This window comes from Halopseudomonas sp., assembly GCF_047631575.1.
Taxonomy (GTDB): Bacteria; Pseudomonadota; Gammaproteobacteria; order Pseudomonadales; family Pseudomonadaceae; genus Halopseudomonas.
Genome location: NZ_JBLIAB010000003.1, coordinates 344521 through 360788, shown reverse-complemented (window position 1 = coordinate 360788; position 16268 = coordinate 344521). Strand labels below are relative to the sequence as shown.

Genomic DNA, 16268 nt, shown 5'->3' with positions numbered 1-16268 from the left:
GCCGAACGGGACTCAGGGCAGATCTGTCACCGCGCCTCTGGATGCACTGATAACCGAGCGCGCATATTTAGCCAGTACGCCGCGCGTGTAACGGGGTTCAGGCGCCTGCCAACGCAACCTGCGCTCCTGCAGTTGCTCATCGCTCACCTGCAGGTCAATCGTATTGGCTACGGCATCAATAACGATCCGATCACCGTCTTCCACGAGTGCGATAGGGCCGCCCTCAGCCGCTTCCGGCGCGACATGCCCAACCACAAAACCATGGCTACCTCCGGAAAAGCGACCATCGGTAATCAATGCCACATCGCTGCCCAGTCCCCTGCCCATAATGGCCGAGGTAGGCGACAGCATTTCTCGCATACCGGGGCCGCCCTTGGGACCTTCATAGCGGATTACCACCACATCGCCGGCCACCACGGAGCAGTCGATAATACTGGCTTGCGCGTCTTCCTCGGAATGGAAAACACGGGCTCGACCGCTAAAACGGGTCCCTTCCTTGCCGGTAATCTTGGCGACCGCACCCTCGGGTGCAAGATTGCCGTAGAGAATACGCAGATGACTGTCACTTTTGATCGGATTGTCGAGTGCGCGAATGATGTCCTGGTCTAGGGAGTAAGGAGCTACATCACGAAGGTTATCCGCCAGGGTTGCGCCGGTCACTGTCATGCAGTCACCATGCAAGAGCCCGGCATCGAGCAGCAGTTTCATCAACGGCAAAATACCGCCAATCGCAACCAGCTCCGACATCATGTATTGACCGCTGGGCCTGAGATCAGCCAGAACGGGCACACGCTCGCCAATCCGCGCAAAATCCTGCAGCGTCAACTCCACGTCGACCGTGCTCGCCATCGCCAACAGGTGCAACACCGCATTGGTCGAACCGCCCAGCGCGATCACCACAGTGATAGCATTCTCGAACGCTTCGCGGGTCATGATGTCCCGGGGCTTTATGTCCTTATCCAGCAGATTCAACACGGCTGCGCCGGCGGCGCGGCAATCTTCCAGCTTGCTGTCGGACGTGGCGTTTTGCGCCGAACTGCCAGGCAAACTCATACCCATGGCTTCGATAGCAGAAGCCATGGTATTAGCGGTATACATGCCGCCGCAGGAGCCAGGGCCGGGAATCGCCGTTTCTTCTATCTGCTTGAGCTCAATCAGGTCCATGTCGCCCTTGGCAACCGCCCCCACCGCTTCGAATACCGAAATGATATCCGTATGCCCCGCACCGGGCAGAATAGTGCCGCCATAAACGAAGACCGAAGGCCGGTTCAGTCGCGCCATACCCATCACACAACCGGGCATATTCTTGTCGCAGCCACCAATGGTCACCAGACCGTCGAAACCCTGGCAACCGGCTACAGTCTCGATCGAGTCGGCAATCACCTCACGGGATACCAGCGAGTACTTCATACCCTCGGTCCCGTTGGCGATACCATCGGATATCGTGATGGTATTAAATATCACGCTCTTGCCACCGGCAGCGTCAACGCCCTGCCCTGCTTCATCAGCTAAACGATTGATGTGCATGTTACACGGCGTGACCATACTCCAGGTAGAAGCTATGCCGACCTGCGGCTTTTCAAAGTCAGCGCTTTCAAAGCCCACCGCCCGCAACATCGACCGGCCAGGCGCCTTGCCCGTGCCGTCGACCACCTGTGCGGAATATCGACGTCTTTTGTCTTCGGTCATGCTGCTCTCCTGATGCCACGTTCAATGGATACTTGATAATGACAGACTATCACTCCTAGAGGTCATAAGGCAGAAGCAGTCGGCCCAAGACCAAGCCTCTCGACTGGTAACCGACTAGTCGATACTCTGTCGGAATTGATTTGAACCCACATACGCATTCACACAATCAGTCGTCAATCAGAGGTTTCAATGAACACTCGTAGCCTGCTGGACCAATTGCTCAATGCCGGTAAGGATATGATGCAAAATCAAAACACCGGTCAAACCAACTCGCAAAGCCGTTCCGGCGGTAGCTCACCACTGGGCGGATTACTCGGCAGCGTCGGCGGCGGCGCGCTCGGTGGCGGCGCAATGAGCCTGCTGATGGGCAGCAAAAAAGCGCGCAAAATGGGTGGCAAGGTAGCCGTGTATGGCGGCTTGGCCGCGCTCGGCGTCGTAGCGTTCAAGGCCTACAGCAACTGGCAGAGCCAGAATCAGACCCAAGCCGGCGCAGTATCTGGTCAGCCACAAACCGTCGATCGCGTCCCCACGGCGCAAATAGAACAACACAGCCAGGCAATTCTGCGCGCCGTCATCGGTGCGGCCAAAGCCGACGGACATATCGATGAGCGCGAGCGGGTGCTGATTGACGGCGAAGTCGAACGAATCACCGACGACTCCGAACTCAAGCGCTGGTTCGATCAGGAACTGGGCAAGCCACTCGATCCCGCCGATATTGCACGCTCAGCGGCCACACCGGAGATCGCTGCGGAAATGTATCTGGCCAGCCTGGTCATGGTCGACAAGCAAAACTTTATGGAACGTGCTTATCTTGATGAACTGGCGCGGCAACTCAAACTGGATCCAGCACTAAAAGTCGAACTCGAAGCCCAGGCAGCGAATAGTCTAGGCTGAGTTCATCGACATCACGCTAGTGCGAGGCCCTATGATATTTCGACAGCTGTTCGAGCCTATTTCCAGTACGTACACCTATCTTCTGGGCTGTGAAAAGACCGGTGAAGCAGTCCTGATTGATCCGGTCATCGCCAGCATCGATCGAGACCTGAAAGAAGTAAGTCGTTTAGGCCTGAAACTGGCCTACAGTCTGGATACTCATATCCATGCCGACCACATCACTGCCGCGCTGGAACTCAAGAAACGTGTTGGTAGCCGCATTGCAGCGCCCGCATTCGATCACTTGGCCTGCGCCGACATCGGCATCGAAGAAGGTCGCCCTTTTCAGGTCGGCAGTCTGGAACTCACACCACTGCACACCCCTGGCCATACCGACGGACACTTCGCCTACCTGCTCGGCGATCGGCTGTTTACTGGCGATGCGCTGTTAATTGACGGCTGCGGGCGTACTGATTTCCAGAACGGTGACGCCGAGACGCTGTACAAGAGTGTCCGGGAGAAGCTATTTGTGCTGCCTGACGATTATCTGGTCTACCCGGCCCACGACTACCATGACCGCCGCGTCACCACCATTGCCCAGGAGAAGAAGCGGAACCAGCGGCTAGGCATGGACAAGAGCCTGGAAGAGTTCAAAACCATTATGGCCAACCTGAACCTGCCCTATCCCAAGTTCATCGACCATGCCGTTCCCGGTAACAAACAATGTGGCGTTTGCCCCACAGACCTACCGGAGAATCTGCTGCAGTATTGCGAGCAGATTGCAGAAACGCCGCAGGGCTGAAGCGAGCTGTTTTTATTTGATGTTTACCGTCTCCGGATCCACCGACGCACCAGAGCCAAGTTCGGCAACACGTCTTGGGTCAGCGCCAGAGGTGCTAGGTAATCGACTTCAATCGGCTGCCGATACCAGCGGGGTCAAAAGGTGGGGGAATCAACTAAAATCTAGCATGTGAATTGACGAAAAGCGCTTCAAAAAGACCATCATCTGGTCTGCGCCAACTGCTGGGGCAGCCTTCTCAACATCATCATACAATGCGAGCGGCTCGCCACTGGTCACAACACGTGTCAGGGTATCCACAGGAAGGCCCAAATGTAATAGTTCGTCTGTCTGGATCACTATCACCAGAAACTGCACAGCCTTATCTTCCAGAAGTGACAAACATCGCGCGAAAAGCCCATCGTGGGCAATCACCATCAAGGCCCCCGAAGGATCCAGCGTTGTTGTGTGGCTTGTTACATAACAAGCCACACCCTGCGATTGCAATATCTGTTGGCGGTTTTGTGCCATGCTCATCGCTTTATCAGCCCCGACGTAGGCCTCGATGCAGATGCGGCCCCGACAAGGAAGCAGGCAATTTAATACCCGTGGCAATGTGCGCCTGGAGCTATCACCCTGACCGAGTACAGGCGCAGCATTCACTTCATTGATGACAGCACCATTTTCATACCACGGACGAGAGATATCCGGCGAAATAATATCAATACCTGCCATATCCAGACCAAAAAGCGCCGCAGCACGGCAGGCAATGGCTGCGTTATCGGGATGCAACGTAGTTGAAACATCTTCGTCCAGCCCACCCCACTGGGTTGACTCGAAAGGCCTCAACTTTACCCAAACACCAGCCGCCGGCACACTGGCAAAATCTTGATCAGCCCGATGCAAACAGGCCTTTGTCAAATCGTCAATTGGATAAAGTGGTGCCCGAGCCCAGCTAGGAATATCCATTTGAGCTATATTAGTCGAGGTTATCAGCTCGTCCACTCTGTGTTTGCCATCACCGCATACAGCAACGGGCAGCCTTTTTACTGCATAAATCAGCTGACCTCGTACCACTAGCAAACGATGGCACACGCCAACAACTTGGCGCTCCACTAATATCAGGGAGCTCAGTGCTGCGGCTTGCTGAAAAGCAATGACTAACTGTGATTCGTTAGTGATGTCCACGGACACTCCTTCACCGCGATCACGATCAGCTGGCTTTACCACTAACGGCCAGCCCAGCACTGCTTGTACAGCCCGCGCCTCCTTCTCGTTAACGGCCAAGCGATGCTGTGGCACTGGTAAGCCGGCGCGCCTCATCCATTCGGTAGCTACCCATTTGTTCTGTGCCACGGCGACGCCCAAAGCAGAGTCTGAACCAACTTTACTGTTATGCATGCGCAGACTCTCACTACCCCAGCCCAGCTGGAACATACCAGCGCCCAGATGACGCCAAGGGATGCCTCGCTCATAAGCACAAGCCAACAACGGTAAGGTTGATTTACCTACCGTCATTATAGAGCGCAACGGCTGCAGTACTTTGATATCTAACTGTTGGTAAAGCGCCTCTAAATTTGCAAACTGATTCGGGGCCGTGGCTACTCCCACTATTAAAAGCGTGGCCCCTTCATATACCAAGCGCGTCATTGACTTTGGCACATGGTCAATCTGCACAACACTTATGCTTGCAAACCAGCTACCGGGCCGTGTTTCATCTGCCTGCCATGAGAGTAATTTTCCTGGCTCGAATACCGGAATACTGGCCGCACGCTGAAGGAACGCAGCCAATAGCATAATCCGCCAGCACAACTTGCCCATATTATCGGCAAGGCTGTGGGCTACAACGTTTTCCACCTTTAGAGCGGGAGACTGCGGTACCAGCTGGAACTTCTCATGCAGCCAATTATCCAGTGCGGGCCAATCGATAGACTCTGGGCAAGTGGTCAAGCGCAAGCATAAAATCTGCTCTGGTTGACCCAACCGACCGTTAAAGCCAGCAACGGGAAAGACAGCCTGTGTCATAAGCGCAATAGTCCTGGTAAGCAAAACAAAAAAAGACAAACTGCAAAGCCAGGTGCTTAATCACCCCACATACGCATAAGTTCTTGGACGCACTGGCCTGTTTGAGTCGCCAGATCTGTGTATTTGGCATCTTTGCTTAATGTGCGGGGTACAAGGCTCAGCTTGGCGATAATCTCACGCTGACGAGCATCACGTATGTGGCTCTGTATCCAACCCACCACAGCGTGACGCACACCGCCAGTTACGACTGATACCCGATGAAGCTCACCCGCAGGATAAAGCACCATGCTGCCCGCAGGTAATTTAAAACTAAACGTCTGGGCGGTTGTCGCGACAACCAGCTCGCCACCTTGATATGTGGCTGGATCATCGAGAAACAAAGTGAATGCGACATCGGTCCGAACGTCGTGAATATAGGCGCCATCAGAATGCATTCCGTACGCCATACCTGACTCATAACGATTAACGATCGGTCTCCCGACAAAACGCGGTATCGCAAACGCCTGAACAACGGAATGTGATTGAATCATGGCAGCGATCGTATCGAGCAACTGAGCATGAGAAGCGCTGGATATCTGCAAATTACTTTTTGCCGCCTGCGCCATTCCCCGTGCAGTCAGTTTGCCACTATCGAAGGGGCCGCTCTGAATAGATGCTGCAATCGCGCCAAGAAGATCAGCTGACAAAGCGTTTTCAATGATAATGTAGTTCAAAGCGACGGCCTTTAGATAGATTTCATGACGTCAGGATTTTAGTCGATCGCACGAGGTTTTGTTGTACTCTTAAAAAGGATCAACCGTGTTCTCCATAAGATCTGCCAGTCTAGAAGACCTTCCGTCTATTCTTCGCGTTGAAAACAGCTGGCCTGAGGAAGCACGCGCCGGCGCGGATAAATTTCTTGCCCGACTTGAGACGTTTCCTCAAGGTGTTTTTTTAGCCTGCAACAGCGCGTCTAACGAGGATGTAGTGGCAACGATCACCGCTATGCCGACGCAATATCAAGCAGATGACATTAGCCACTTTAATAACTGGGACCAAGTAACCGGTAATGGTTATTTAAAACCTTTTCATCTTGAAGCGTGCAACTCACTTTATATCGTATCGGGCGTTATCGACCAGCGCTATCGCGGCCAGGATATTTTTGCACCCATGGTATTGCGCGAAGTGGCCTTGGCCCAGCAACTGGGCTTGCGTTATATACTGGCTGGCGCGGTGTTGCCAGGCTATGCTAAACATTGCCTAAAAAAGGGCGAATGCTCGGCTCATGACTACTGCAGCAGCCGACGCGGTCGTCATTTGCTCGACCCTTTACTATCGCTGTATGAGGCGCTTCACTTCAGGGTGCCTGATGCCCGGCACGTTATTCCTGAATACTTTCCGGATGACGCCAGTCGCAACTATGCAGGGCTGGTTGTACGCGATATGCATAGCCACCCTTTGCTCAACTAATAAGACTTAGAAACTCCTCGTATTTGCCAGACGGGCCGCGCGCAATATTATCGGGGAAACTGAAACGCACACGGAAAGGATGACCCAGATTGCGTTGCATCAAAGCGCGAACCTTAGCCTGCTCATCTGCATTTAATGGACGTTCCAACACCAGCTTCAACTCAATCTCTTCGACACTATGTTGCACGCACTGAAACTGATGCATCTTGACCCCAGTCAGCTGGGGAATATCTTCGTGTTCACCCAGATAAGGAAACAAGCTTTCACCCGATGGCAATTGTAGACGGCTGCGTTTGCGCCCATGGATACGGCGAATCACCGGCAGCCCACGCCCACACGCGCAGGGATCGCCAAACTCAGCCATATCACCCAGCTCATAGCGAATCAAGGGTGTGGCAAAGTTATGCAAACTGGTGATCAGCACCTGACCGATCTTGCCGGGCTGACAGGGAGCACCCTGTTCATCAACAATTTCCAGAATAACGTTTTCGGACTGGACGTGATAGTCACCGCTAACCGGGCACTGCAGTGCAAGATAGCCGGCTTCCTCACAGGTATAAATATCCACGACACGGGTCTTCCAGGCCGATTCGATTTGCTGACGCTGGGTATTGCTCAGCGACTCACCGATGCTACGTATCTCGAGCAAAGCCGGTAATGTGACGCCCATTTTTGAGGCATAGCGGACCAGTGCTATCAAGTTAGAAGGAAACGACACCAAATAATCCGGCTGTTCATCGCGCAGCCACTTCAGCTGTTCTGACAACGTCGCAGCTACGTTCAATGAGCAAGCAGGACCAGTGGCGAATAACGGTGCAACAATTACGCCCCAATGCGCCTCCGGTGCGCCTAAAGGGGGCTCGGCTACACCGCGAGGATACCAACGAATTGCACTTAGCTTGCCAGCGAAATGTCGCTCATGCCAAAAGTGATCACGCAAGGCAAAAGCAAACCAAAAGGTGCGTGTGACCGAAGTCCGGGCGAAACGAATCGGACGCCCAGTCGAGCCAGAAGTTGTATCATATTCCTTTGCGCCGTGCGCTGAAGGCAAAGCGGTACTGTCAAGCGCTTGCCCGGCCTGCTGGATGGCCAAACGGCCAGAAACGGGAATCGTCTGAAAGAACTTCGCATCTATTCGGTCCGGAACCTGTACTTCGTTCTCGGCAAATAGCCGCTGGTAATAGGGTACCGTGGCGTTAGCGTGAAGCAGCAAAAGACGTAACTGCTCGAACTGTTTAGCTAGCAGCTGATCGGCTGACCACCATTGAGAAGCATCCAGCTGATATTGCAAGGCGAGCTGCATTGCGCCGTGGCCATCTGCAATGGCCGGAAAGCTAATGCCCTGCATGTACGAGAGAGGAGAGTATTTCAGCATGCCATGTCTCCCTTTTTGATGGCGTGAAGCAGAGCAGACCGATAATAGCAACGTCCGGAGCATAAATTCATCAGCAGCAATGACCGTAGCAAAAAATATCTCTTTATTGTGGAGCTATTTTTATAGTAAATAAATTGCAAAGCGTTATTATTTCACCGCTACAAAACGGTCAAATTTTTCATTAATCAGGAAGTCGTTCGATGACACGCTCAACATCAGCTCGGCCTAATTGGAAAAAAACTGCACTGCATAGCGCCATTGCAGCTTTTTGTGCCAACGGCTTACTTACCACACAGGTACATGCAGACGTCATCTGTGCATCACCTATCAGCACCGATCAAGGGCAGTGTATACCTGAGAGCTCTGCTGACATTGTGATCCAAAAGGGTGTAACTGTCAGCGCATCCCCAAGGCCTGCTGTCCTGTATTTAGGCAATCTAGGCTCCTATGATGAGGGTGTTATCATCGGCAGCCTGACCAACAACGGCAATATTTTGGCGACTTCCAGTGACAGTGAGGGCGGAGAAGCGACAGGGGTACAAATTAACGAAGAACTATTAGGTAGGCTGACGAATAACGGACTTATTAATGGTACATCCGAGGGAGCATTCGCCAGCGCGTACGGTGTGCGGGTGGGGGGTGGGCCGTTCATGGAAGGTTCATTAATCAATAGCGGCACCATCAGCGCCAACAGCACTGCAGTGCCTGGCAATGGGGCCAGTGCAATAGCGATAAGTATAGGGTACGGAGTTAGTGGGAAGGCACTCATCGACAACCTAAGCAGTGGCGTGATAACCGCAACGGCTACTGGCAGTGGCTCCCTCGATGTAATTGGTATTCTTACCAATAATTCTTTTTACGGCACACTGAACAACGACGGCACTATCAGTGCGACAGGCAACGGCACAAACGAAACCAACGGTGATGGGAAACGAGTGACCGGCGTACTTGCCGGCCAGCTTTCAGGCACCCTGAATAATTATGGAACAATCAGAGCAACGCTTGTCGATGGCGGCGAGGGCCAAGCAGCTGGGGTCTTAATTGGTGACATGAGCGATAGCACCCTGAACAACTTTGGCACTATTGCTGGGGTTGCAACCGATGGAGGTGAAGGCTATTCGATACTAAATTACGGATCAGAGGGCTCCAGTAACATCAATAACATGCAGGCCGGCGCACTGCGCGGCCAATTGGTCATATACGGTCGCGATGTGAACGTAAATAACTCAGGCCTAGTTGACCTGCCCATGCTCCAAGATGCAGGGTTTGTGGGAGGTAAATTTACCCAAACTGAAACCGGTACCTTGCGGATAATGGCGTCAGGTAATAGGTCCGGAGAGTACAGCCAGCTCTACGTCAACAATACCGCCAACATTGCCGGCAAGGCTTTCGTTGATGTAAAACAAATCAACACATTGGTAATCGGCCAGACTTTGAATGCCGTCGTTGCGGCAAACTTACTCAGTGGTAACTTTACCTCCGTTCAAGATAATAGTGCACTTTTCAACTTTCAAAGCATCTCCACCCTAGGCGAAGACGGTCAAATCGACTTCAAGATTATCAAAGGTTTGACCACAGTGGATTCAGTTAATGCCCAGAACAACCCAAGTTCACTGGGTGTGGCGGGTGCTCTTGACAAAATCATTGACGGCGGTACCAGCAATCCTGCTTTTCAAGATCTCATTGATAAATTGGGTCAGCTCGAAACTGAAGAAGACGTGGCAAACGCAGCCGAACAGAGCGCCGGCCTGTTAGCCGGTAATATCAGGATAGCGACTCAGGCGGGTACTGATGGCATTCGCAGTGTTATAGAGCAGCGTCAACAGATGAACACTGGCAGTGGTGCTGCCGGGGGGGACGAATTCTACGGTGATCAAAAAGTATGGTTAATGCCTTTTGGCTCCTGGACTGACCTGGATGATCGCAATGGCGTGTCTGGTTTTGATGCCGACACCGCTGGTGTCGTACTCGGTGCTGACGCAACAATATCCGACTTGACCCGTATCGGTGTGGCTTTGGCCTACGCCAATACCGATATCGATAGTAACTCTAACACCGCGCCCAATAATGCTGATGTGGATATGTACCAAGTGCTCGGATACGGCAGTCATAGCCTTGATCAGACAACGGAGTTAACTTTCCAGGCTGGTGCAGGCCAAATGAAGACTGACAGCGAGCGTGACATTCTATTTCTGAATGAAACCGCCAAAGGCGATTACAACAGTCTTTTTGCCACAGCAGGCGTGGGCTTAGCGCGCACACTCACATTGGATAATAAAACCAGCTTCACACCCTCCGTACGATCTGACTACACATGGATCAAGGACGAAAGCTATACCGAGAAGGGCTCAAGTGCCAACCTCAAGGTGGATTCGCAAAGCAATGATCAACTGGTTTTTGCTATCGATGGCGAGCTGAGTCGTGAGTTGATGCCGGGTACTCGCATTGCCGGTAATTTAGGCTTGGGTTATGACGCGCTGAATAGTCAATCTACTATTAACGCTGCATTTGCTTCGCAGCCGGGTATCGGTTTCACCACCCGCGGCCAGAATCCTAGTGCATGGCGCCAAAGTGCTGGCTTAGGGCTAACCCATAGCACCGCAAGCGGCATGGACGTGTCTCTGCGCTATGATGCCGAGGATCGGCAGGGGCTGACCAACCAGACCGCCTCAGTTAAAGCGCGCTGGAACTTCTAAGAGTATTGGCATTAAACAATCCCCGGCTTGAGAATTCAGGTCGGGGATTTTTTTATAATGACCACACCGAAAAGACTTTTACGATTGATCCAAAAATAGATCATGTCGAATCACTGCTATGCCCTATCCTCTGCTAGCTGAACATTCATGTTCAACGAGCAACTTCCTCTAGCAACTGCGGCCAGTGCTCAACCCAACAGCAATGATGGTCAAAAGCAGGCAAAGTTTTTATGGTCAATGGCGCCGCCAACGGAAAATGTGCAGCGTAAGCACGGGCTACCGATATACTGACAATTGCATCCTGAGCGCCTACAAAATGAGTTTGCGGCAAGAATTGCAACCGCTCCCAGGCATCAGATGGATTCAGCGAACCTTCCAGAGGAGATAAATCAAGCTCTTGAGTCCAGGTTGGATGATCAAGGGTACCGGCTAATGTTATCAGTTGTACGACATCTCGACGCTGCGCAGCGACCAAACTGGCAACAGCCGCCCCCCCAGAATAGCCAACCAGCACCAAACGATCCGCTCCCGCACGCCGCTTCAGCTGTTCAACTGCATTGACGCTGGCCGCTACGACTTCAGGAGCAAATCGTTGATGAGTCCAGTACTTGCGCTGACAGCTGCGCTTATCGTCATTGGCGACAAATTGACAAGGACGGGCCAGGTAAGCAACAGCGTCAGAGGGGTCGCGCAATGCCAATTTCAACCCTACAGGATTTAAAGGCGTGGGATCGAGCGACGGCGTGGATCTACTGAGCCAGGCCAATCCATCACCTTCTATATAGATGGTCAGCGTGCTGGCCTGTTTTAGCTTTACCGGCGGCACAAAAGCGGTTAGAACAAAATCCCCCGTATCCAACTTGATGGGCTGCCAACCAGCATCTGTACCAACCAATGCTGAAGCCGCACGCCGCTCATCTAGAGCAGTTGCGCTACAGGCACTCAACAGTAAGCTGAGCGTGAGCGAAGTGACCAAACGACTCATGTGTTCTAAGTACGTAATCTGCATGAAAAAGGTCACATTTAAGGAGCCTATAAATAATATCAGGAGCTGTGAGTAGCCGTTTAATTTGTCAACAAGCGATAGTGCCAGATCATTTTACGCTCTTTCCTTGCTTAACTAATTATCCATTTCATTATCCGAAATGAGTACACCACTACAAAGACACATAGCCGCTTTCATGAATAACTAGAAACGCACGTCAGGTCGACAGCTCATTTGGAAAAACGCGTTAAATGCTACTCCAACGACGGGGCAGACGTGTTCGGTCAAGCCATCGACGGTAATACACTGGGTCAATGAATGCCTTGATTATCCGTATGCTACCCTTTGGGTATTCGCTACCTGATCCTGTGAGATGTGGAGAGTAAAATGGAAGACCCAAAAACAGTGGTAAAACATGAGCCCCGTAAAAGCCTGATTGTTCTGATCATAATGAGTATTGTCAGCATCGTACTTGGCACCATCATCTTGCTTGGCCCGAGCAGTGGCCCATCCGGTATGGGAGGTGGAGCCGGCTGGGTGATGATCATTGGCGGGGTGCTCGCAATGGGTATTTACTTTTACGGCCGCAAGTCCCGCCGACCCTGAACCGGGCTAGATCAGATCCGAGTCATACCCTGAAAAAAGAGCTGCGGCCCTTCGCTAATCGGGGAACAATCTAGAAGAGAAGCTCTTCTATGACATTTTCAAAACGATGATCGAAGGCAAGCTGTCCACCAAGAACAACAGAAACAAAAAAGCCCTGAATAATCAGGGCTTTTTGTAGTGGTCAACTAATCCCGGAAACGACGTTAAGTTTTTCTTCAGCCCGAGCCGGCGCCAACCCATCGTTGAATTGATGGGGACGTATCCAGTTGTACCGATGCATCAAAAAATGACTGATGTCGCGCTTGGCCTCTTGAGCAGTTCTGTAGCCCAGACTCGGTATCCATTCGGTTTTTAAACTGCGGAACACGCGCTCCATTGGCGCGTTATCCCAGCAACTTCGCCGGCGACCCATGCTCTGGCGTATCCGATAACGCCACAACCGCTGGCGAAATAAACGAATCGCATACTGCGACTCTTGATCCGAGTGAAACAGCAGGCCCTGAGGCCTTCCACGTTGTTCGTAGGCCATATCCAGCGCCTTAATAACCAGGTCGGCGTCTGGCTATTCAGACAGCGCCCAACCCACTACCCGGCGTGTGCATAAATCAAGAACGACAGCCAGGTAATGCCATTTCCCCTGGGCCCAGATGTAAGTAATGTCGCCGCACCAAACCTGGTTCGGTACTGGGACGTCGAACTCTCGATTCAAAATATTCGGAATATCCAATCGCTCAACCGTCGCTCGTTTATAGGCATGAGAGCCTGGCTGCTTGCTGACGAGATCAAGCTTACGCATCAAATTGCGCACTTTGAACCGGCCGAGTTGCTCACCATCCTCACGCATCAACGAGAGGATGCTACGGCTGCCGGCGGCACTGCGACTTTGCGAAAACAATTCACTCACCCGGCTGCGCAGTCGAAGTCGCTCAATATCCGGAGTCCGGCGTCTGAGACGCCGGGTGTAGTAACACGAGCGGGTGACTTCAAACATCTTGCACAGCCAATCAACCGGCTCGTGGACGCTCAATTGGTCAATTAATGCGAACGCTTGTGATCTTCCGACATCAAGAGCGCGGTAGCCTTTTTTAGTATGGATTTCTCTCGCTCAAGACGAGCGATCCGAGCTTCCAACTCCTGAATTTTCTGCTGCTCCGGCGTCAGCGCTTTGCTCTGCGGAGTAACGCCTGTGCGCTCTCGCTGAAGCTGATCGACCCAGCGACGCAGTGCCGACTCACCGACGCCGAGTGAACGACAGGCTTCGATGAAGCTGTAGTTTTGCTTGAGCACGAGGTCAGCAGCCTCGCGTTTGAATTCAACGGAAAAGATACGGCGTTGCTTAGTCATCTGACACCTCGATCTGGCGAGCATTCTCGCCTAAATGGGTGTCCGGTTTCATTAGACCACTACACGTTAACGCCGGGCTGGGGAATGAAGCGGTAGTTGAAGATTCACAGCTAAACGACTAAGTGGTCAGAATTATGGGAAGTGGGGTGTCAATGATTTGTTCAACTCCAAAGAACTAAATGAACGAAAAAAGACAATTCAGAAAAATATAGTCAGTCTGCGGTATCGCGAAGATTGCACGCCTGTCCGTGGATTTAAATGAGTTGAGCTAGTCGCGCGTATATAAATTCATAATAAATACGGCAGTAATGGCATAATGCCACTAATCATTTTCTTTAGAGATTTTCATGGCCAATCAATCCCGACCGGGCAGCGTCAAGATCGAGGTGACCCAGCTGACCATTGGCATGTATGTGGTAGAACTGGATCGCCCATGGACGGACACAAACTTTCTCTTCCAAGGCTTTCGTATTCGCCAGCAGCGGGAAATTCTCCTGCTGCATGAAGTATGTAATTACGTGTGGGTTGATGCTCGGAGCTCGACTGGCAAGCACGAACCGGGCCCAGAAAATCTCGTTGGGCCCGCCAGTCTGCAACCGATTGTCGGTAAGGTCGATTTCAATCTGGAAATGGAGCAGGCGACGCCCACCTGGCACGCTGCACGGGAGGAATCACTGCGAATTCTCCAAGCGGTGAAGATGGGCCAAGATTTAGATATTCATGCCGTTAAAATGGTTATCAGGGAATGTGTCGATAGCATCCTTCGTAACGCAGCCGCCATGCTTTGGTTGGCGCGGATCAAGAATAGCGATGAATACACGGCCGAACACTCCTTGCGGGTGGCCATTCTCGGTATTGCCCTGGGCAAAGAGCTTGGCCTACCGGTCTACCAACTGGAGCAGATTGGTATTTGTGGCATGCTGCATGATGTCGGAAAAATTAAAGTGCCTAGCGAGATACTTAATAAGCCCGGGGCACTCACAGTAGAAGAAATGCGCGTAATGCAGAGCCATGCTGCAGAGGGACGCAGACTACTCATGAGTAACCAGCAAATCACCCACGCCGCGGTCGATGTCGCTTACTCGCACCATGAGCGTCTGGATGGTAAAGGCTATCCGCGTGGTTTGGACGCCAGCAAAATCCCATACTTTGCCAAGATCATTGCCGTGGTCGATAGTTACGACGCTATCAATAGCGATCGGGTGTACAGCAAGGGCAAGTCCAGTCTGGAGTCACTGCGCATCCTGTATGACTCTGCCAATAGCCACTTTGATGAAAATATGGTCGGATGTTTCATCCGTCTAATTGGCATTTGCCCACCAGGCGAAATTGTTGAATTAAACAGTGGCGAGATCGGCATCATCATTGGCTGTTCACCTGGCAATAAACTCAAACCCAAGGTGTTACGCGTTCTAAATGCCGACAAAAAAATCTGCAAAGAAATTGTTATTGACCTAGCCAAAATGACCAACAACGCCAGTGGCTCGCGATATAGAGTTCATCAAGTACATAGCAGTGGGGCTTTTGGTATCGATATCGAAGCTTATCGCCGCAAGGGGCTGCTGATCCCGCCTGACCTCTAGCGCGCTGCCAGCAACCTCGGCTCCCGCTTGGACACGGCCATTGACTTTGAGCATAGCGTCGTACTCTATCCGTCGACTCATACTTGCTGAACTCATCAATTCGAAAACGACGGTATCGACACCACAGCAGCCCTTTATAGGCGGCAGTGGCAGCTTCGTCAGAACCGGCCAGAAGCTGGCTGAAGACAGCTACATTATCGGTGTCGGCCTCACCCTGCAGCAAGCCAACGGCAGCTCAGTCAGCCTACAACTGGACACTGAACAAGCCACTGTTCGCAGCGGCTTTAATGGTCAAGTTGCCACACAGCGGTTGCTCTAAGAGTCTGGTCACGCTCTTTGAGCGGGAGTACAAGTACGACTCAGGGCGCATCGCTCAATGGGCGCTGGGCCTTCTGACCCGCAACTAGTTTCATAAAAAGGCCATGACCACTCAAAGACCACCACCCCGGCAATCGCCAGATGATCCTGATGCTGGCGTGCAGCCTTCGCAAAGCAGGCCAGTAACGCGTCCTCAACGACCTGATGGCACTTTGGCTACCATGGGCGCCTGACGATATCGACCTGCTAAAGCGGTGGGCGGGAGGGGTGTGTAAAAACTTCAACCTTCACGAGCAGGAAACCGCATCCGTAATTCGCGCCCCACTAACCGCAACAATTTAGCGCAAACAGGTAGCGTAAAAGTTGAAGGCGAGAACGGAGTGGGAGTGTAGATCTTCCAGTAATGGCAGACCTGAACGACGGGGGGAGCTACATTTTACTACCGCAAAATTCATGTTTTGGGCTATTGAAGAAAAATCCCATGCATGAAGCATTCAAAAATCGGTCACGCGACAGCGAAGTGGGGGATCATCAAGGCCTGAAAACA

12 protein-coding genes and 1 pseudogene are annotated in these 16268 nt (G+C 52.2%); 7 read left to right on the top strand and 6 right to left on the bottom strand.

Annotation, left to right across the window (positions count from 1 at the left end):
- Nucleotides 1-12: 12 nt before the first annotated feature.
- Nucleotides 13-1689 (bottom strand): dihydroxy-acid dehydratase, encoded by a 1677-nt coding sequence (gene ilvD / locus ACJAXR_RS08435; RefSeq protein ID WP_415057813.1) that lies wholly within the window; start codon nt 1687-1689, stop codon nt 13-15.
- A gap of 189 nt (nt 1690-1878) precedes the next feature.
- On the opposite strand from ilvD, the gene ACJAXR_RS08430 reads away from it, so the two are divergent.
- A complete protein-coding gene (locus ACJAXR_RS08430) occupies nt 1879-2583 on the top strand; it encodes a tellurite resistance TerB family protein (protein ID WP_415057812.1) in 705 nt (234 codons plus the stop codon).
- Nucleotides 2584-2614: 31 nt separating this feature from the next.
- Nucleotides 2615-3364 carry an MBL fold metallo-hydrolase gene (locus ACJAXR_RS08425; protein ID WP_415057811.1) on the top strand — a complete coding sequence of 250 codons (750 nt, stop codon included), beginning with the start codon at nt 2615-2617 and terminating at the stop codon, nt 3362-3364.
- 150 nt (nt 3365-3514) lie between these two features.
- On the opposite strand, the gene ACJAXR_RS08420 is transcribed toward ACJAXR_RS08425, so the two are convergent.
- On the bottom strand, nt 3515-5365 hold the full coding sequence (locus tag ACJAXR_RS08420) for a hypothetical protein (protein ID WP_415057810.1): 1851 nt from the start codon (nt 5363-5365) through the stop codon (nt 3515-3517).
- 56 nt (nt 5366-5421) lie between these two features.
- Nucleotides 5422-6078 carry a Fe2+-dependent dioxygenase gene (locus ACJAXR_RS08415; protein ID WP_415057809.1) on the bottom strand — a complete coding sequence of 219 codons (657 nt, stop codon included), beginning with the start codon at nt 6076-6078 and terminating at the stop codon, nt 5422-5424.
- An 85-nt stretch (nt 6079-6163) separates the two neighbouring features.
- Here ACJAXR_RS08415 and ACJAXR_RS08410 point away from each other — a divergent pair, with 85 nt between their 5' ends.
- Nucleotides 6164-6814, top strand: coding sequence for a hypothetical protein (locus tag ACJAXR_RS08410; RefSeq protein ID WP_415057808.1), 651 nt, complete (start codon nt 6164-6166; stop codon nt 6812-6814).
- Here the strand turns inward: ACJAXR_RS08410 and ACJAXR_RS08405 are convergent.
- Nucleotides 6807-8189 (bottom strand): phenylacetate--CoA ligase family protein, encoded by a 1383-nt coding sequence (locus tag ACJAXR_RS08405; protein WP_415057807.1) that lies wholly within the window; start codon nt 8187-8189, stop codon nt 6807-6809. The two genes, ACJAXR_RS08410 and ACJAXR_RS08405, sit on opposite strands and share 8 nt — an antisense overlap.
- A gap of 650 nt (nt 8190-8839) precedes the next feature.
- Here ACJAXR_RS08405 and ACJAXR_RS08400 point away from each other — a divergent pair.
- Nucleotides 8840-10885, top strand: coding sequence for an autotransporter domain-containing protein (locus tag ACJAXR_RS08400; protein ID WP_415057806.1), 2046 nt, complete (start codon nt 8840-8842; stop codon nt 10883-10885).
- A 151-nt stretch (nt 10886-11036) separates the two neighbouring features.
- On the opposite strand, the gene ACJAXR_RS08395 is transcribed toward ACJAXR_RS08400, so the two are convergent.
- The gene (locus ACJAXR_RS08395) at nt 11037-11870 is read right to left on the bottom strand and encodes an alpha/beta fold hydrolase (protein WP_415057805.1); all 834 of its coding nucleotides are present in this window, start codon (nt 11868-11870) and stop codon (nt 11037-11039) included.
- A 387-nt stretch (nt 11871-12257) separates the two neighbouring features.
- Here ACJAXR_RS08395 and ACJAXR_RS08390 point away from each other — a divergent pair, with 387 nt between their 5' ends.
- Nucleotides 12258-12476: a hypothetical protein gene (locus tag ACJAXR_RS08390; protein WP_415057804.1), complete on the top strand. Its 219-nt coding sequence runs from the start codon at nt 12258-12260 to the stop codon at nt 12474-12476.
- 181 nt (nt 12477-12657) lie between these two features.
- Here ACJAXR_RS08390 and ACJAXR_RS08385 read toward each other — a convergent pair.
- A pseudogene (locus tag ACJAXR_RS08385) lies at nt 12658-13820 on the bottom strand (IS3 family transposase).
- Between the two features lie 347 nt (nt 13821-14167).
- Between ACJAXR_RS08385 and ACJAXR_RS08380 the strand changes: the two are divergent.
- Nucleotides 14168-15403, top strand: coding sequence for an HD-GYP domain-containing protein (locus ACJAXR_RS08380; protein WP_415057803.1), 1236 nt, complete (start codon nt 14168-14170; stop codon nt 15401-15403).
- Between the two features lie 40 nt (nt 15404-15443).
- The gene (locus ACJAXR_RS08375; protein WP_415057802.1) at nt 15444-15722 is read left to right on the top strand and encodes a hypothetical protein; all 279 of its coding nucleotides are present in this window, start codon (nt 15444-15446) and stop codon (nt 15720-15722) included.
- The last annotated feature ends 546 nt before the right edge of the window (nt 15723-16268 follow it).

Bases quoted from the DNA above. Each gene is read 5' to 3' on its own strand.
- ACJAXR_RS08420 (WP_415057810.1), bottom strand. From the start codon at position 5,365: ATGACACAGGCTGTCTTTCCCGTTGCTGGCTTTAACGGTCGGTTGGGT.
- ACJAXR_RS08380 (WP_415057803.1), top strand. From the start codon at position 14,168: ATGGCCAATCAATCCCGACCGGGCAGCGTCAAGATCGAGGTGACCCAG.
- ACJAXR_RS08395 (WP_415057805.1), bottom strand. From the start codon at position 11,870: ATGAGTCGTTTGGTCACTTCGCTCACGCTCAGCTTACTGTTGAGTGCC.
- ACJAXR_RS08400 (WP_415057806.1), top strand. From the start codon at position 8,840: ATGGAAGGTTCATTAATCAATAGCGGCACCATCAGCGCCAACAGCACT.
- ACJAXR_RS08390 (WP_415057804.1), top strand. From the start codon at position 12,258: ATGGAAGACCCAAAAACAGTGGTAAAACATGAGCCCCGTAAAAGCCTG.
- ACJAXR_RS08425 (WP_415057811.1), top strand. From the start codon at position 2,615: ATGATATTTCGACAGCTGTTCGAGCCTATTTCCAGTACGTACACCTAT.
- ACJAXR_RS08430 (WP_415057812.1), top strand. From the start codon at position 1,879: ATGAACACTCGTAGCCTGCTGGACCAATTGCTCAATGCCGGTAAGGAT.
- ilvD (WP_415057813.1), bottom strand. From the start codon at position 1,689: ATGACCGAAGACAAAAGACGTCGATATTCCGCACAGGTGGTCGACGGC.
- ACJAXR_RS08405 (WP_415057807.1), bottom strand. From the start codon at position 8,189: ATGCTGAAATACTCTCCTCTCTCGTACATGCAGGGCATTAGCTTTCCG.